This window comes from Burkholderia anthina (assembly GCF_001547525.1).
Taxonomy (GTDB): domain Bacteria; phylum Pseudomonadota; class Gammaproteobacteria; order Burkholderiales; family Burkholderiaceae; genus Burkholderia; species Burkholderia semiarida.
This window is the reverse complement of sequence record NZ_LNJP01000003.1, coordinates 489089-506386: the sequence shown is the minus strand read 5'-3', so window position 1 is coordinate 506386 and position 17298 is coordinate 489089. Positions and strand designations below refer to the sequence as shown.

Annotated in this window: 15 protein-coding genes; 8 read left to right on the top strand and 7 right to left on the bottom strand. The window is 68.1% G+C overall.

Annotated features, from left to right (window positions below):
• Nucleotides 1-107: 107 nt before the first annotated feature.
• Genes WS64_RS22605 through WS64_RS22595 form a run of 3 tightly spaced genes read right to left on the bottom strand, consistent with a single transcriptional unit; the run spans nucleotide 108 to nucleotide 4312 of the window.
• Nucleotides 108-1595, bottom strand: coding sequence for an efflux transporter outer membrane subunit (locus WS64_RS22605; protein ID WP_060967757.1), 1488 nt, complete (start codon nucleotides 1593-1595; stop codon nucleotides 108-110).
• A gap of 13 nt (nucleotides 1596-1608) precedes the next feature.
• A complete protein-coding gene (locus tag WS64_RS22600; protein ID WP_060967756.1) occupies nucleotides 1609-3195 on the bottom strand; it encodes an MDR family MFS transporter in 1587 nt (528 codons plus the stop codon).
• The gene (locus WS64_RS22595; protein WP_059582880.1) at nucleotides 3188-4312 is read right to left on the bottom strand and encodes an HlyD family secretion protein; all 1125 of its coding nucleotides are present in this window, start codon (nucleotides 4310-4312) and stop codon (nucleotides 3188-3190) included. The genes WS64_RS22600 and WS64_RS22595 overlap by 8 nt, the downstream gene beginning before the upstream one ends.
• 91 nt (nucleotides 4313-4403) lie before the next feature.
• On the opposite strand from WS64_RS22595, the gene WS64_RS22590 reads away from it, so the two are divergent.
• Nucleotides 4404-5240 (top strand): CerR family C-terminal domain-containing protein, encoded by an 837-nt coding sequence (locus WS64_RS22590; protein ID WP_060967755.1) that lies wholly within the window; start codon nucleotides 4404-4406, stop codon nucleotides 5238-5240.
• Nucleotides 5241-5273: 33 nt separating this feature from the next.
• On the opposite strand, the gene WS64_RS22585 is transcribed toward WS64_RS22590, so the two are convergent.
• Both WS64_RS22585 and WS64_RS22580 read right to left on the bottom strand, forming a co-directional pair.
• A complete protein-coding gene (locus WS64_RS22585; RefSeq protein WP_060967754.1) occupies nucleotides 5274-7721 on the bottom strand; it encodes a mechanosensitive ion channel family protein in 2448 nt (815 codons plus the stop codon).
• Between the two features lie 348 nt (nucleotides 7722-8069).
• A complete protein-coding gene (locus tag WS64_RS22580) occupies nucleotides 8070-9029 on the bottom strand; it encodes an LLM class oxidoreductase (RefSeq protein ID WP_060967753.1) in 960 nt (319 codons plus the stop codon).
• 1079 nt (nucleotides 9030-10108) lie between these two features.
• Here WS64_RS22580 and WS64_RS22575 point away from each other — a divergent pair.
• The 4 genes from WS64_RS22575 to WS64_RS22560 all read left to right on the top strand — a co-directional run bounded on the left by WS64_RS22575 (nucleotide 10109) and on the right by WS64_RS22560 (nucleotide 13686).
• On the top strand, nucleotides 10109-10996 hold the full coding sequence (locus tag WS64_RS22575) for an NAD-dependent protein deacetylase (RefSeq protein WP_230943776.1): 888 nt from the start codon (nucleotides 10109-10111) through the stop codon (nucleotides 10994-10996).
• The gene (locus tag WS64_RS22570) at nucleotides 10993-11634 is read left to right on the top strand and encodes a DUF938 domain-containing protein (protein WP_060967752.1); all 642 of its coding nucleotides are present in this window, start codon (nucleotides 10993-10995) and stop codon (nucleotides 11632-11634) included. Before WS64_RS22575 ends, WS64_RS22570 begins: the two co-directional genes overlap by 4 nt.
• A 97-nt stretch (nucleotides 11635-11731) precedes the next feature.
• Nucleotides 11732-13144 carry an NADP-dependent phosphogluconate dehydrogenase gene (gene gndA, locus WS64_RS22565; RefSeq protein ID WP_027791098.1) on the top strand — a complete coding sequence of 471 codons (1413 nt, stop codon included), beginning with the start codon at nucleotides 11732-11734 and terminating at the stop codon, nucleotides 13142-13144.
• Nucleotides 13145-13341: 197 nt separating this feature from the next.
• The gene (locus WS64_RS22560; RefSeq protein WP_060967751.1) at nucleotides 13342-13686 is read left to right on the top strand and encodes a DUF4148 domain-containing protein; all 345 of its coding nucleotides are present in this window, start codon (nucleotides 13342-13344) and stop codon (nucleotides 13684-13686) included.
• A gap of 110 nt (nucleotides 13687-13796) precedes the next feature.
• On the opposite strand, the gene WS64_RS22555 is transcribed toward WS64_RS22560, so the two are convergent.
• A complete protein-coding gene (locus WS64_RS22555) occupies nucleotides 13797-14117 on the bottom strand; it encodes a hypothetical protein (RefSeq protein ID WP_011694691.1) in 321 nt (106 codons plus the stop codon).
• 416 nt (nucleotides 14118-14533) lie between these two features.
• Here WS64_RS22555 and WS64_RS22550 point away from each other — a divergent pair, with 416 nt between their 5' ends.
• Nucleotides 14534-15268 (top strand): peptidoglycan DD-metalloendopeptidase family protein, encoded by a 735-nt coding sequence (locus WS64_RS22550; protein WP_060967750.1) that lies wholly within the window; start codon nucleotides 14534-14536, stop codon nucleotides 15266-15268.
• A gap of 66 nt (nucleotides 15269-15334) precedes the next feature.
• Here WS64_RS22550 and WS64_RS22545 read toward each other — a convergent pair whose 3' ends face one another.
• Nucleotides 15335-15973: a Pr6Pr family membrane protein gene (locus WS64_RS22545; RefSeq protein WP_060968554.1), complete on the bottom strand. Its 639-nt coding sequence runs from the start codon at nucleotides 15971-15973 to the stop codon at nucleotides 15335-15337.
• Nucleotides 15974-16197: 224 nt separating this feature from the next.
• On the opposite strand from WS64_RS22545, the gene WS64_RS22540 reads away from it, so the two are divergent.
• Both WS64_RS22540 and WS64_RS22535 read left to right on the top strand, forming a co-directional pair.
• Entirely contained in the window at nucleotides 16198-16734 is a 537-nt protein-coding gene (locus WS64_RS22540; RefSeq protein WP_059582855.1) for a cytochrome b, read from the top strand.
• A 154-nt stretch (nucleotides 16735-16888) separates the two neighbouring features.
• Nucleotides 16889-17257, top strand: coding sequence for a DUF2946 domain-containing protein (locus WS64_RS22535; RefSeq protein WP_060967749.1), 369 nt, complete (start codon nucleotides 16889-16891; stop codon nucleotides 17255-17257).
• Nucleotides 17258-17298 lie beyond the last annotated feature (41 nt).

Here is a 17298-nt window from a genome sequence, read left to right as displayed (position 1 = left end):
TTCGTCGCGCACGAAACGAAGCAGTATTGTTGCGCGCGCAATGAGTCGTTACCGAATTGTTTGGACGAGCATGATGCATCGGTCGTGCATGATTTGCAGCGGCACCGTCAACCGGCGCCTGTTTGCCACCCGAGCCCGAGGCTCTTCTGCACCGACACGTAGTCCTTGATCAGTTCGGCTTGCCCGGCGATCACGTTCTGCTGCGCGGCTAGCGCTTCGCGTTGCGTATCGAGCAGGTCGATCATCGACGCGACGCCCGCGCGATAGCGCTGGTCCATCAGCGCGCGCGAATGCACGGCCGACGTCTGCACCTTCGTCAACGCGACCACATGTTCGCGCTGATGCCCGTAACGCTGCAACGCGGTGTTGGCATCCTGTAATGCATCGAGCACGGCTTTCTGATAATTCGCTTCCGCTTCGTCGCGCGATGCTTCGGCCGCGCGTACCGCACCGCGCGTGCGTCCGAAGTCGAGAATGTTCCATTGCAGGTACGGCGCGCCGACCCACGTGAAATTCTGCTTGCGCAACAGGTGGCCGGGGTCGGTCGCGCTGAAGCCGAGATCGCCGAGCAGCGTCACCTTCGGGAAATAGTCGGCCACATGCTCGCCGATCTGCGCATTGCTCGACGCGAGCCGGCGTTCGGCCGCGCGAATGTCGGGGCGCTGTTTCAGCAGCGTGGCCGGATCGCCGATCGCGACGCTGCCCGGCAGCGTCGGCAATGCCGCGTCCGGCGTCGACAGCGCGGCGTCGAGCGCCCCCGGCGCGCGGCCCGTCAGGATCGCGAGCCGGTCGAGCGATTCGGTCACCTGGGCATCGAGCGGGATCAGCGAGGCGCGCGTGTTCTCGACCTGCGTCGTCAGGCGCTCGATGTCCGCATCGGCCGCGACGCCGCGCGCGCGGCGCTGCTGCGTGAGTTCGAGCATCTGCTGCTGCAATTGCGCGGTGCGCCGCGACAACGCAAGCCGTTGCTGCTGGTCGCGCAGGTCGACGTACGCATTCGCGACTTCCGCCGCGATCGACACCTGCGTGTCGGCAAGATCGGCATCGACCGCTTCGGCTTGTGCGGATGCGGCTTCGATCGCGCGACGCGTGCCACCGAACAGATCGATTTCCCAGGTCGCGTCGAAGCCCGCCGAATAGAGTTGCAGCGGCCCCGAGCCGCCGAGCGACGGCGACGTGCCGGCCGACTGGCCCGAGTCGTTCGACGGCAGCAGCGAGCCGAGCGCGCCGACGTCCGGTTCGCGCATGCGGATGGCCGCGACGGTGGCCGACGATTTCGGCATTCGCGCGGCGCGCTGTTGCGAGAGCTGCGCGCGTGCCGCGCGCAAGCGCGCCTGCGCCGCGTGCAGATCGGGGTTGTAGACGAGCGCGGCGACGATCAGTTCGTCGAGCTGGCGGTCGTTCAGCGCGTGCCACCACGCGCTCGGCGCGGGCGCGGCGGTGTCGATGCCGGTGGCCGGTGCGCGCACGAAGGTCGGCGCATCCGGTGCGGCGGGCGCGCCGCGGTAGTCGGGGCCGACCGTGCAGCCGGCGAGCAGGCACGCGGCCGCGCACAGGGTGAGCGCGGGGCGGCGGGGCAGGGAGAAGGGTTTCATCGCGTAAGACGGGTCAATGGCCGGACGACATCGGTTGCGGGCCGCGCGGCGTGCGCAGCAGCAGCGCGAGCGGCACGCAGGCGAGCAGCGCGAGGCCGAGCAGATAGAAGGTTTCGGAATAGGTCATCACGATGGCCTGGATCTGGATCTGCTGCGCCAGTTGGCCGAGCGCGCGCATGTTCGAATACGCGAGATCGCCGGTGTGCGCGAACCAGTTGGCCGCATAGGCCGACAGGCGATCCTGCCCGATCAGCGAGTTCGCGCTCACCGATTCGCGCAGCGCGGCCGTATGGAAGGTCGTGCGCCGGTCGATCACGGTGCCGATGATCGCGAGCCCGATCGAGCCGCCGAGGTTGCGCGCCATGTTGTAGAGCCCGGCCGCATCGCCTGAATCCTCGCGCGCGACGGCTGCCATCGACGCCTGGTTGAGCGGCATCATCGCGAGCATCTGCGCGAGGCCGCGGATCAGTTGCGACCACACGAAATCGTGGCCGACGCTCTGCGCGGTCAGGCTGATGTCGAGCATGCAGCTCAGGCAGAACAGCAGCAGCCCCGCGATCACGAGGATGCGGAAATCGACCTTGCCGAGCAGGCGCGGCAGGATCGGCATCACGAGAAAGGCAGGCAGCCCCGACAGCAGCATGATCGCGCCGGCCTGTTCCGCGTTGTAGCCGGCGACGATCGCGAGGAACTGCGGCAGCAGGTAGGACACGCCGTACAGCCCGGCGCCGACCGCGGACACGATGACGATCACGCTCGCGTAGCGCGGGTTGCGCATCAGCGACAGCCGCATGATCGGCCGCTTCGCGAAGCGCTGCGACAGCGCGATCAGGATCATCCCGACGAACGACACGACGCTCAGCGTGACGATCATCTGCGATTCGAACCAGCGCTCGCGCTGGCCTTCCTCGAGCACGACGGTCAGCGAGCTCAGGCCGATCGCGAGGCCGAAGATGCCCAGCCAGTCCGCGTTGAAGAATGCGCTCCATTGCGGGCGGTCCGACGGCAGCCCGAACACCAGCAGCGCCATCAGCAGCAGGCACACGGGCAGATTCAGGAAGAAGCACCAGCTCCAGTTCACGTTTTCCGCGAGCCAGCCGCCGAGCACCGGGCCGAACAGCGGCCCGAGCAGCACGATCAGGCCGAACAGCGTCATCCCGACCGGCAACTGCGACAGCGGCAATCGCGTGCGGATGATCGTCTGCGCGGTCGGGATCAGCGCGCCGCCGGTGAAGCCCTGGCCGATCCGGCCGGCGATCATCATCGGCAGCGAATGCGACCAGCCGCACATCATCGAGAACGCGATGAACAGCGCGGAGTTGGTCAGCAGGAAATTGCGCAGCCCGAACACGCGCGTGAGCCACGCGGCGAGCGGGATCATCACGATTTCCGACATCAGGTAGCCGGTCGAGATCCACGTGCCTTCGGTGCCGGTCGCGCCGATTTCGCCCTGGATCTGCGGCAGCGCGGAGTTCGTGATCGAGATGTCGAGCGTCGCCATCAGCGCGCCGAGCGCGCCGGCCGCGACCGCGATCCAGTCGGTCACGCTCGCGCGGCCTTCATGCGGCGGCATGGGTATCGTGGCGGACGTATCAGCCATGATGCGTCTCGTCGCGGGCCGAGCGCGTATCGACGTCGACCGTCACCGACAGCCCGGGCAACAGCATGCGTTGCGCGCGGGCATCCGCGGCGAGACGGATGCGCACCGGCACGCGCTGGACGATCTTCGTGAAGTTGCCGGTCGCGTTCTCGGGCGGCAGCAGCGCGAACTGCGCGCCGGTGCCGGGTGCGAAGCTGTCGACGACGCCGGACAGCGGGCCGTCCGGCAGCGCATCGACATGCAGCTCGACGGGCTGGCCGATGCGCATGTTGCCGATCTGCGTTTCCTTGAAGTTCGCGACGAGATAGATCGAGTCGACCGGCACGACGGTCAGCAGACGCGTGCCGGGCTGCACGTATTGCCCGACGCGCACCGTGCGATCGCCGACGCGGCCCGCGAGCGTGCTGCGCACGATCGTGTTGTCGAGGTCGAGCTGCGCCTGTGCGGCGCTCGCCTGCGCGGCCTCGAGCTGCGCGCGCGCCTGCTGGAGCTGTGCGGTGAACGACGCGATCTGCGTGCGGGCGGCGGCGATCGACGCGTTGTTCGCGGCGAGCGTCGCCGCCGCCTGGTCGCGCGTGCTTTTCAGGTCGGCCACGCGTTCGTGCGTCTCGGCGCCGGTCGCCGCGAGCGGCGCGTAGCGCGTGTACTCGTCGCTTGCGTGCTGCGCGTTGATGCGCGACACCTTCGCCTGCGCTTCGGCCTGCTCGAGATTCGCGCGCTGCTGGCTGATGTCGGCTTCGGCGCGCGCGATATCGGCGCGGCGGGCGTCGACGGTAGCGAGCGCCTGCGCGAGCGCGACCTGATACTGGCGCACGTCGAGCCGCACGAGCGGATCGCCGGCCTTCACGGGCTGGTTGTCGCGTACATAGACGTCGGTCACGTAGCCGGCGACCTTCGGCGCGGCGGTCATGCTGTCCGCTTGCAGGTACGCGTCGTTGGTGCTCTCGATGAAGCGGCCGACCGTCCACCAGCGGCCGAGCCAGACCGCGCCGCCGACGGCCGCGAGCACGGCGACCGCGAGCAGGATGCGCCGCCTTCTCCCGCCGTTTCCGTTGCGGGGCGTTGTTCCGTTTTCCTGACGATCTGCTTTCTGTGGCGGGTCTTGTGGCGTCGACATGCTGGGTCCAATTTATTCCAATTGGAAGAATTATTCCAGTTGATAAAATTGTGTCAAGTAGAATGTCGATCGATCGAATGACGAGGAAGGCATGAACGAAGCGAAGAAGCTGCGCCGCACGTCGGCGGGCGGCTACGCGCGCGGCGACGAAACGCGTCAGCGGATCATCGAGGCGGCGCTCGAACTGTTCGGCGAACGCGGGTTCGCGGGCGCGTCGACGCGCGAGATCGCCGCGAGGGCGGGCGTGAACGCGCCGGCGCTCCAGTACTACTTCGAGAACAAGGAAGGCGTGTACCGCGCGTGCGTCGAGACGATCGCCGAGCACGGCTGGGCGGTGTTCGCGCCGGCGGTCGGCCATGCGCGGGCGATGCTCGACACGGACGCGAGCGTCGACGAGCTGATCGATGCGTTCGTCGGGCTGCTGCGCGCGCTGTCGGACCGGATGTTCACCGCACCGAAGACGATGAACCAGCGGATGTTCTTCGCGCGCGAGCAGGGCGGCCAGGAGCCGGCGAGCGCGAGCGAAATCCTGATGAAGCGCTTGCGCAAGCCGCTCAACGACGTGAGCGCCGAGCTGATCGGCCGCATCTCGGGGCGGCGGGCCGATGATCCGGTTACCCGGCTGCGCGCGCTCAGCCTGTTCGGGCAGATCACGGTGTTTCACATTGCGCAGCGTTCGGCGCTGCAGTTGCTCGAATGGGACGCATTCGAGGGCGAGCGTGCGGCGCTGGTAACCGACACGATTGCCGAGCAGACGCGCGTGCTGCTCGAGCAATGGCATGCGCAGCGCGATGCGGGTGCCGCTGCCCCGGCAACCGCTGCGAAGCGCGGGCAGCGTGCCGCGGCGAAACCACGTGCCGCGAAGCCGGGGGCGGTACCGCCCGCCGCGAAAAGCACGGCGCGCGTGAAGAAGCCTGCCGCGCGTTGAGCGCGGCCGGTCGCCGGCCCCGGGCGAGCGCGATTAGCCCGGCTTGCGCTCCGCTCCGTCGGGCGACGGCGGCCGGGCTGCCGGTTCGGCGGCATTCCGCGTATCGGGGCGCGCGTCGTTCTCATCGTTGCCGACAGGCCGCGATCCATCCGCATAGGCTACGACGCTGCGCTGCGGATTGGCGATCCGGATCCCGCGTTCGCGGAACGTTTCCGCGATCCGCCGGTTGAATTCGCGCTGCACGCTCCAGCGCGCCGAGTCCGTGCACTGGATCTGCCCGGCCAGCGCGAGCGCCGCGCCATCGACCTGATCGATACCCCAGTAGCTGAAATCCGACAGGATGCCGTCGTGGTATTTCGGATCGTCGCGCAACGCGGCGCCGATTTCCTTCAGCGTCGCGATCGCGCGGTCGATGTCCTCGCCGTACGCGATGCTGACCTTGACGGCCGCGTTGCCGAGCCCGCGATTCGTGTTGTTGACGGTCGTCACCGAGCTGAACGGGATCGTGTACAGCGACCCGTCGCCGGCGCGCAGCCGCACGGTGCGGATCGACAGGTATTCGACCGTGCCCGATACGCCGGCGAGCGTGACCCAGTCGCCGACCTGCATCGCGTTTTCCATCAGCAGGAAGATCCCGGTGATGAAGTCCTGCACGAGCTTCTGCGAGCCGAACCCGAGCGCGACGCCGAAGATGCTGGCGCCGGCCAGCAGCGGGCCGACGTTTACGCCGAGTTCACTGAGGCCCGTCAGCACGACGACGAGCGCGATCATCACGAACAGCAGCGAGCGCAGCATCGGCAGCAGCGTGCGCAGCCGCGCCGCGCGCACCAGGTTGCCTTCGCGCGTCCAGCGTTGCAGGCGGCGCTCGATCGCGATGTTGGCCGCTTCCCACACGACGAGCGCGACGATTGCCGCGATCGCGATCGTCACCAGCGCGGACGCGAGGCGGTGGCCGATCGTGCCCGTCTCGAACGCGCGGAAGATCGGCACGCCCCAGATCTGCAGCAGCAGTACGGCGGTCACGATGCCGATCGCGCCCGACACGATCTGGCGCAGCAGCGGGTAGTAGCGGTACGCGTGCAGATGAACGAGCGTGCGGTCGTCCTCGCGGCGCTGGAACAGCCGCGCGAGCGCGCCGAACACGACGATCGACACCATTCGCATCGCGATCATCACGGCGATCGAGCGGCCCCCGAGCGCGATCAGCACGCGGTAGCCGTTGTGGACGTCGAGCGCCCACACGAACCACAGCGCCATCACGATGAAGACCGAGACAGGCGCCCACGCGTCCGCGAGCGCGTTGCCGACGACGGTGAAGGTCGGCCGATCCGCGCCGGCGGCGCGGATGCGTGCCGCCACCGGCCGGCGGCACTGCAGGATCAGTACCGAGATCATCACGTGCCCGACGAGCGCGACGGCCTTCAGCAGCGCGACATGGCCGGCTTCGGTCAGGCCGAAGTTGGCGGCGATCTCGACGGCCGCCGTGCACGCGCCGACCACGATCACGATCCGCGCGATCGAGCGTTGCGCGAAATCGGCCCATGCGTCGCTGATATGCAGCAGCCGCAACTGCCGCGCATCGGGCTGGAAGAACAGCCGGCTGACGATGGTGACGAGCCGGCAGATCACGTAGATGTCGATCAATGCTTCGAGCGCGGATTCGATCGGCGTGTCCGCTTCATCGAGCAACGACATCGTCAGGCTCGCGACGCCGACGAACACGAGCAGCGGCACCGCGCGCAGCGCGAGACTCACGAGCGCGCGCGGCATCCGGTGCAGCAGCGTGGTGTGTCGGCGTGCGTGGCCTCGGCTTTGCGAGGACGTAGGGGCGGTGTCTGCCGTGCCTGCGGTTGCGGTGTCGGGCGCGGTGGACGTATCGGGCGGCGGCGTGTTGCCCCCGTCCGACGCGGCGGAATCGGACGCCGCGCGGCGCGCGGCCACTCCAGCCAGCGCGCGTCGCAGCAGCCGCTTCGCGAGCCATTCGACGAAGAGCGCGGGCACGAGCACCGCGAGGAGGATCACGAGCGTGTGAGCGAGGTCCGCACGCTGGTCGGCGCGCACGAGCCTGTCGTGCCACCAGCTTCCCACCGACCCGATATCGAGCAGCGAGCGCAGCGATTCCTGCAGTGCATTGCCGATCTGGACGGCCCAGCGCGAGCCCTGGCGAACGAGCATCGATGCGAGCCCGTTCGACGTGAGCGCCGCCGGCGCCGCGGCAGCCGATGCGCCGCTGGCAGGCGCGGCGCTTGCCGGCACGGCGGGCGCGCTCAACGCGCCGACGGCCGCGATGGCGCGCAGCGTCGTTTCGACCTGTGCGCGCTCGCGCGGGTTCTCGAGCACATTCAATGCCTGCCGCGCCTGCTGCGGCGTCAGTGCGGGCTCGGCGCCGGAGGCGGCCGACGCGGCGGCCGGAGCGGGCGCGGCCGCGTGGGCGGCCGAGACGACGGCGGCGAGCAGCCAGCCGAGGAGGAAATGTCGCATGGAGTGGGAAGGCGGTGCGTATCGTCACGCGGGCCGCCGGGCTGAACGATGGACGGAAGTTAACATGATTGCGACCGTGAGCGAATAGTTCCGTCGCCGACTATTCGGATCCGGTATGAACGGGGCTGTGCGGGCGCTGGCCGTGCATGTCCGCAAGTCATGTACCTGGTACCTGATGCAGGCTGCCGCCGTCCGGCATCGGCGGGAACGTCCCGCTTTCCCGATCGCAGGGGAGCCGCCTGTAACGCGTGTCTTTCGATGCCGACTCGCGATGCGTTGCCCGGCGAGCGTCCGTCCGGCCGCGATCCACGCTCGCATCGCGTCATATGAATTTGGATTCCTGATGAATCACGCTTGCTCGTCGTGAAATACCGGCAGGACATGTTCGGCGATTTCTTCGATGACTTCGCGCACGGGCCGGTCCGATCCGAGGTTCAGCGTGACATGGTGCGTACCCGCCGCACGCATGTCCTGCAGGATATCGACCAATGCGCGGCGCCCGGTTGCATAACCGAGCGGCAGCGCGGTGGCGGGCGTATCCGGACGGGCGGCGAGGTCGAGCCGCATCGCGACGCCGAACGCGCGAAATGCCGGCGAGGCGAGCCGGTCGACCGCCGCGCGCCACATCGAATAGCGGGCGCGCTGCGTATCCGGATCGCGGTGATACGTCATCCAGCCGATCGAATGCCGTGCGATCCAGTCCACGCTCTGTCCGCCCGAGCCGACCGCAAGCATCGGCACCGCGTCGGCGCTGCGCGGCAGCAGCGTGAATTCGGGCGCATCGGGCGGCGCTTCGTCCGGCCGCACGCGCGACGGCACGCCGAGTGCGGCCGCGACGACGTCCCAGTGCGCGCGATAGCGGTCGCGCCGCGTTTCCGCGTCGACGCCGAACGCCGCATATTCGGGGGGCCGGTCGCCGGAGCCGAGCCCGAGGATGAAGCGGCCGCCCGACAGCGTCGCGACCGACAGCGCGCCTTTGGCGATATGCAGCGGATGACGCAGCGGCAGCACGATCGCGCCGCTGGCGAGCGCGATCCGGCGGGTGCGCGCCGCAAGCGCGCCGAGCAGCACCCACGGGTCGAGGTGGCCGACCGGGTCGGGATAATCTGCGCTGTTCAGCGGCACGTCGCGAATCCACAGCGCGCGAAAGCCGAGCGAATCGGCCCGCGCCGCGAGTTCGAGCTGTTCGTTGAAGTCCGCGACGACGTGGCCGCTGCGCAGGAGCGGAAGCGTGAGGCCGATCGACAGCCGCCCGGCCGAAAACACGGGATGCGCGACGTCGGGGTGGGCGGCAGCAAGTGCGGTCATGGCGGGTCCTTGGAGGCGAGGCGGCGGGAACGCGCGGCGTTCCCTATGTAAAGAGACTCTAGCGTGTTTGCGCGACGGACGAGCGGGACGGCCAAGCTCGCGCTATCCGGCCCGCGGGGGGGCGTGCCGCGCGGCGCCAAACGTCGGGCGATCTCAAGGCGATCGTAAGGTAATCGACCGCCCGGCTCGGAGGCCGCACGACGACGCCCGGCGGGCCCGGCGATGCGTTTCAGTTTCGAAACGTTCGCGCTTTCTGGCGGGGTGCGATGCTTGTTCGCGGTCTTGCAGGTGCCCGCGAGGCCTTGCGGCATGAAGCATGGTGCGCTCCTTGCATGGTTGTATGTGCCGTGAGCGCGATCGCGAGCGAAGTCGATCCCGGCAATCGCTTCAGTGGGTCGGATGTATCGGAGACGGGGACAAGAGAATGAAAAAAGACCGAAACGCAACGAATCGTGTTGCAAACATGAATCGCCGACCTGCCAGGGTAGTCGCTTCGCCGTTGATGACGGCGACGTGAACGAGCGGCTTTCCGTTCCATCCGGGCAATCGGGTTCGTTCTGAACGACGGCGTGCATGCGTGACGCACGAGGCCGACCAGTGCCGCTCGGCCGTCGACGATGAACAGCGACGCAGGCGGATGGCCGCAGCCTGGATCCCGGAATCGTCATGCCATGGCGCCACGCACGTCGTCGCGCGGCGAATGCATTTGCACGCCGAGCATCGTGTCGGCGTGACGAGCCAGCCGAACAGGATCGAATCGGAAAAGCCGGTGACGCGCCGATGTGCGCGGCAGCGCGGAACACGAAGTCCGGGGAACGTCCGTCAATCGCGGTACGACGGGCGTCGCAACATTGTGCTGTCAGTTGATCCACTACCCCGATGGATCAATTGTTGAAGCGCCCGTCGCCGAGCGGCGATGGGCGTCTTTTTGCGGGTTTTTCGTGCCCCCGGCTTGCCGTGGCGGCGGCCCACCCGATCGCGCGGCGTTCTGTATCATGTGCTGGCATGCGTGGCCAGCCCGTGCGGGCGCACGGCCTGCCGGCACGACCGATCACGTTGCCAACATGAACGATAAAGCCTTGCCCGATTCCTCCCTCGCCGACGTCGATCCGGCCGCGCTCGATGCGCTGCACACGTTCGTCGAGCGTCATCCGCGCCTGCTCGTGCTGACCGGCGCGGGCATCAGCACCGATTCCGGCATTCCCGGCTACCGCGACCGCAATGGCCAATGGATGCGCTCGCCGCCGATCCAGCTCCAGGAATTCCTCGGCTCCGATGCCGCGCGGCGCCGCTACTGGGCCCGCAGCATGATCGGCTGGCCGGTCGTCGGGCGCGCGCGGCCGAACGGGTCGCATGTCGCGCTGGCGCGGCTCGGCGGCGCGGGCCGGATCGAGCGCCTCGTCACGCAGAACGTCGACGGCCTGCATCAGCGCGCGGGCAGCGACGACGTGATCGAGCTGCACGGCGGCATCAACGGCGTGACCTGCCTCGACTGCGGCGCGCATCACGCGCGCGCGACGATCCAGGCCGTGCTCGAAGCCGACAATCCGGATCTGCTGGGCGCGCAGGCCGAGCCGGCCGCGGACGGCGACGCGCATCTCGAATGGGCCGCGCTCGATACGTTCCGCATCCCGGCGTGCCCCGCGTGCGGCGGGCTGCTGAAGCCGGCGGTGGTGTTCTTCGGCGAGAACGTGCCGCGCGAGCGCGTGGCGCTGGCGTCGCAGGCGCTCGATGCGGCCGACGCGCTGCTCGTCGTCGGCTCGTCGCTGATGGTGTATTCCGGCTACCGCTTCTGCGTGTGGGCGCAGGCGCAGCACAAGCCGGTTGCCGCGCTCAATCTCGGCCATACGCGCGCGGACCCGATGCTGACGTTGAAGGTCGAGGCGCACTGCGCCCCCGCGCTCGACGCGCTCGTGGCGCGGCTGGGGCTCGGAAGCAACAGCCACACGACGGAGCATGCATCGTGACCGGCGCCGCTTCCTCGCCCGATCCGTCCGCGCGGCTGTCGGCGCCGGCGGCCGAGCGCAATCGCGGGCCGATCCTCGACGTGCTGCGCCGCGTGCTGCCGGCGAGCGGCAGCGTGCTCGAAATCGCGAGCGGCACCGGGCAGCACGTCGTTCACTTCGCGCAGGCGTTGCCGGGCCTGCACTGGCAGCCGAGCGATCCCGACGCGCAGGCGCGGCGCTCGATCGCGGCGTGGATCGCGCACATGGGCCTCGCGAACGTCGCCGGCCCGCTGGCGTTCGACGTGCGCGACACGCCGTGGCCGGTCGCGGCGCTCGACGCAATCGTCTGCATCAATATGATCCACATCTCGCCGTGGGCCTGTACGAAAGCGCTGTTCGCGGGCGCGTCGCGCGTGCTGAGGCCGGGCGGCGTGCTGTTCCTGTACGGCCCGTACCGTCGCGAAGGCCGCCATACGGCGCCGTCGAACGCGGCCTTCGACCAGCAGTTGCGCGGCCGCGACCCGTCGTGGGGCGTGCGCGATCTCGAGACGGTGGTCGCGCTCGGGCTCGATCGCGGGCTCGACTGCCGCGAGGTCGTCGAGATGCCGGCGAACAACCTGAGCGTCGTGTTCCGGCGTCTGCCGCTCGCGGAGCAATGACACGCAAGCGCGCAGCGCCGCCGGGTTTCCTCTATCCTTTCGCCTGTGCGCGCGGCCCGGCTCGGGTCGCGCCCCGTTTTTTCCGGAGAATTGACTAATGGGCAAACAAGCAATCGGTGTGATCGGGCTCGCGGTGATGGGCCGCAATCTCGCACTCAATATCGAGAGCCGCGGTTACGCGGTATCGGTGTACAACCGCAGCCGCGAGAAAACCGACGAACTGATCGCCGAATTCCCCGGCCGCAATCTGGTGCCGACCTATACGCTCGAAGAGTTCGTCGCGTCGCTCGAAACGCCGCGCCGGATCCTGATGATGGTGAAGGCCGGGGAAGCGACCGATGCGACGATCGCATCGCTCAAGCCGCTGCTCGAGAAGGGCGACGTGCTGATCGACGGCGGCAACACGCACTTCACCGACACGATCCGCCGCAACCAGGAACTCGCGCAGTCGGGCCTGCATTTCATCGGCACCGGCGTGTCGGGCGGCGAAGAGGGCGCGCTGCGCGGCCCGTCGATCATGCCCGGCGGCCAGCGCGACGCGTACGACCTCGTCGAGCCGATCCTCAAGCAGATCGCCGCGAAGGCGCCGTCGGACGGCGAGCCGTGCGTCGCGTACATGGGCCCGGACGGCGCGGGCCACTACGTGAAGATGGTGCACAACGGCATCGAATACGGCGACATGCAGCTGATCGCCGAGAGCTACTCGGTGTTGAAGGACGTCGCGGGCCTGACCAACGACGAACTCGGCGCCGTGTACACCGAATGGAACCAGGGCGAGCTCGACAGCTACCTGATCGAGATCACGTCGAAGATCTTCGGCAAGAAGGACGAAGAGACCGGCAAGCATCTCGTCGACGTGATCCTCGATCGCGCCGCGCAGAAGGGCACGGGCAAGTGGACGAGCCAGAACGCGCTGGATCTCGGCGTGCCGCTGCCGCTCATCACCGAGTCGGTGTTCGCGCGCGTGCTGTCGTCGCTGAAGACCGAGCGCGTCGCGGCCAGCAAGATCCTGTCGGGCCCGGCCGCCGCGCCGTTCGACGGCGATCGTGCCGCGTTCGTCGAAGCGGTGCGCCGCGCGCTGTATCTGAGCAAGGTGATCTCGTACGCGCAGGGCTTCGCGCAGTTGCGCACGGCGTCGGAAGAATACGGCTGGAACCTCGATCTCGGGACGATCGCGAAGATCTTCCGCGCGGGCTGCATCATCCGCGCGCGCTTCCTGCAGAAGATCACCGACGCATATGCGAAGGATCCGGCGCTCGCGAACCTGCTGCTCGATCCGTATTTCAAGGACATCGCCGCGAACTACCAGACGGCGCTGCGCGACGTCGTGGTGGCCGCGGTGAAGGCTGGCGTGCCGGTTCCCGCCTTCGCATCGGCGGTCGCGTATTTCGACAGCTACCGTTCCGAGCGGCTGCCGGCGAACCTCGTGCAGGCGCAGCGCGACTTCTTCGGCGCGCACACGTTCGAGCGCACCGACAAGCCGGGCAGCTTCCACGCGAACTGGTCGTAACCGGCTTGCGGCGGCATTGTTGCGAAAATCTATTCTTTCAATAGGGTTTTTCTATCCCGGATGCTGACATTGTTGGCTCCGGGGAAACAGTGTTTTCGCTCTTTCATGGTTTTCCCTAGGTGCTGTCGGGACTAAACTCTGTTCCATCGCTGCAGACATGGTGTGTGCGGCGGAGCAAAAAAATCCCGGAGGTAATCATGAAATCGCTGATCGCAACGTTCGCTGCTGCTGCTGTCCTCGCCGTTCCCGCCGTCTCGTTCGCCCAACAAAACGCGCCCGTCACCCGTGCCCAGGTGAAGGCCGAGCTGGTCCAGCTGCAACAGGCCGGCTACAAGCTGGGCAGCGACCGGACGAACTACCCGGAAGGCATCCAGGCTGCTGAAGCCCGCGTGAACCCGCAGCAGAACGTCGCCGCGGCCGACACGACCGGCTACGGTGCGCAACCGGCCGCCGGCCAGGAATCGGGCGCGCCGGCTCCGGCCAAGACCGGCTGGCAAGTCAAGCGCATCTCGGACGGCGCACCGGTCTACAAGGGTCGTTAATGGTTCGGCCGCGCTGGCGACCGCATCCGACCCTCTGTCGTACAAAAGCCCGTCGTACCGCATAGCGGTACGGCGGGTTTTTTCATTGGCGGCGCGCGATGCGCGGCCGTTCAGTGCAGCGGGCGCCTGCCGCGCCCGATATCGCGGAACAGCGCTTCGGCCGGTTCCAGTACCTGCAGCCACGTTTCGTCGTAACCGCTCAGCGTATCGAGCGCGTCGCGCAGCCGCTCGATCGCGAGGACCGGCAGCTCGACGCTGTGGCGCGTGGCGCCGGTCAAATGCGTGACGCTCGCCAACTGGACGAGCGCATCGGCCGCTTCGGCGACGTCGGTCGCGAACAACAGGTGCCGGTTGAGCAATTCGACCAGACCGCTGGAACCGGCGAAATCGTCGGCGTCGAGCTGCACGGAGAGAAACGTCGCGTTGTTCATTGTCATCCTCGTCGTTGTCGTTGGATTCGCGCTGCGCATCACCGAGTATAGGCGGGGATCGAAGCGGACAATATGACGGCGCCGAGACGGCGGGCAAGGGCGGCCGCGCCAGCGAAACCCCCCCAAAGCGCCCGCCGGCACGGCCCGCAGGCGACCGGCGCACCCCGTGCGACGCCGCAAGATTGTTTCCGGGTCGGGCAACTGTCGGGGCCTTGACCGCGACAAATGGTATCTTTGCCGATCGGGACGACGCGCGAAAAAGGGGCCGGTGAGCTCATTCGCGTCGACGTTCCGCTGTGGAAACTGACGGCCGCGCAAGCGGTCGGATACTGATTGATCCGGCCGTTCGGCCGGACATCGTGCGTCGCGCGCCGGAGGGCGGTGGGCGGCGCAACGACGCAAATCCGGGAGGACCCTTGAGAGAAACTATTCCCATCCACGACACGCTCACGCGCTGGCTGCCGCAGGCGGCGCTCGTTGCCGCAGCCATCGCGCTGACGGGCTGCACGATGACGCCGTGGACCGACAACTGGCAGCCCGCGCGCCAGCCGGCGCCCACGTCGGCGGCAACGCCGGGCGTGATCGCCGGCTATTACCGCGTGAACCCGGGCGATACGCTGGCGGGCATCGCGAGCGCCTACGGGCAGCGCGTGCAGGACGTCGCCAACTGGAACCACATGGCGCCCACCGATGCCGTGTCGCCCGGCCAGGTGCTGCGGGTCGCTCCGCCGCCGGCTGCGACCTCGTACGGGCAGCCGCCCGCGTCGGCCGCCCAGCCGGGCTCGCTCGCATGGCCGGCCACGGGTGTCGTCGCGACGCCGTTCTCGGCCGGCAAGACGCGCGGCGTCGTGATCGCCGCATCCGGGCCCGACCGTTCGGTGCGGGCCGCGGCGAACGGGCGCGTGGTGTACGCCGGCTCCGGCGTCCAGGCGTACGGTCCGCTCGTGATCCTGAAACACGACAACGGGCTCATCACGGCCTACGGGCACAACGGCAAGCTGCTCGTCAACGAAGGCGACGCGGTGCGCCAGGGTCAGCCGGTCGCCGAAATGGGCACCGACGCGAGCGGTCGTTCGACGTTCGAGTTCGAAGTCCGCCAGAACGGCAAGGTCGTCGATCCGATGAACTTCCTGCCGCGCAACGGCCGCTGATCGCCCGCATCGCCACGTGTGCGCCGGGCGGCGCACACGTTCCCGCTTCTTTCCTCTTTTCCGCCTTCATCCTTCCTTAAGCGTCGCGCTGCCAGACTGTCTCGCATGATTGCCGAGCCAGCAAATGCTCAGCGCGAGCGCCGCCGCGCCGAGCGCGATCATCGAACACTGGATCGCGACCGGCAGGTACCCGTGCGGCCGCGGATCGACGAACGGATACGGATACCAGTTCTCCACCGCGCCGCGCACGAGCGTATAGCCCAGATAGACGACCGGAAAGCCGAGCCACGCGAACGCGCTGCGGCGCGGAATCGGCGAGCGCGGTTCGACATACAGCCAGTCGCACAGCACCACGAGCGGCACGATCCGGTGCAGCACCCAGTTGTTGAACGGCGGCGTGACGTGGCGCAGCGCATCGAGCCGCGCGAGCAGCAGCTCGTAGACGATCGCGGTGATCAGCACGTACAGCACCGCCGCGCCGCGCATCGATTCGTAGCGGGCGGAGCCGGGGCGCGCGATGCGCGACAGCCCCGCGGCCAGCATCGCGGCCGCGTAGAGGCTGCTCAGTTGCGTGAAGTAGCTGAGGTAGTTGCCGAGATGAAAATCCGGCAGGCGCCAGTAGTCGGCGACGCTGTGCAGCGTGGTGGACACCGCGAGCAACGCGGCGATCAGCCGGTAGGCCGCAACGAAGAACGCCTTGCTCATGATGCCCGCGCGCCGTCGCACCAAAGCTTCATCGTGCCACAGCCGCCCGGGCGCGCGATGCGGATTTTCCATAGGGCGGCCATTGTGCGGCGCGCGTCGACGATGGATCGGATATTTGACCGCGTCGTGCAAAGCCGGACACCCGTGCGGCTACAATCGTCACAGCTTTGCCGGGCGCAGGCCGGTGGCCGGCGCCTCTCCCCGAATACGACACGAGACGAAGCATGAAAAACATCCTCGCGAAACAGACGCGCTACAGCTCGCCCGCGATCTTCTTCCACTGGGCCGTCTTCCTGCTGGTCGCGCTCGCCTATCTGGCCATCGAGATCCGCGGACCGAAGGGCAGCGACAGCCGCGCGTTCTGGATGAACGTACATGTGACGGCCGGTACGTGCGTCCTCGTGCTGTCGGTGCTGCGCGTACTGTGGCGCGTCGTCAGTCGCGTGCCGGAACCGGTTGCGCAGGCGGCGCTGCTGCGCTGGCTGTCGAAGCTCGCGCATTTCGCGCTTTATGCGTTCATCATCGCGCAGCCGCTGCTCGGCATCATGACGATCAACATGGGCGGCAAGCCGGTGTCGCTCGACTGGCTCGGCGTGTCGTTTACGCTGTTCGGCCCCGACAAGGCGCTGCGGCCGACGATCAAGGAAGCGCACGAGCTGATCGGCAACGCGTTCTACTTCGTGATCGGTCTGCATGCGCTGGCCGCGCTCTATCATCACTTCATCCGGCGCGACGACGTGTTGCGGCGCATGGCGCCCTGATCATCCGCCGCCGGCGCGCATCGCACGCGGGGGCGCATGGTTGTGTTGACAACCATGCGCCCCCGGTTCGTTTACGGTCGTCCGCACTGGTCATCACGTTGAACATTCTGTAACATCTCGGCTGTTTTTACGTTCCGCTTACGCGTCGCCGTCCATGCCGTACCGACATCGTCACCTGACTGCCTGGCTTGGCCTGCTCGCGATCTGGATCGCGATCGCGGCGCCGCTGGTGTCGCAGTGGCGTATCGCGCAGGCGGCCACGCCCGAGGCGATCGTCTGCAGCACCGAGCATGGTGCGCATCGTTCATCCGACGCGGGCGGCGTGCACGATCATGCGCTGCATCTCGACGCGTGCGGCTACTGCGCTTTCTTCGCGCATAGCCCGGCGATCGGCGCGCCTGCCGCCGCGTCGGTCGAATCCATTCCCGTCGTTTCCGTTGCCGCCGCCGCGTCGCCTGCCGTCGCGGCGCACAGCGACCGCTATCCGCGCGCCTATCCGCGCGCACCGCCCGAGCGCGCCTGACGCGTTTCTTTCCGTTCCTATCACCGCCGATATCCGTGCGG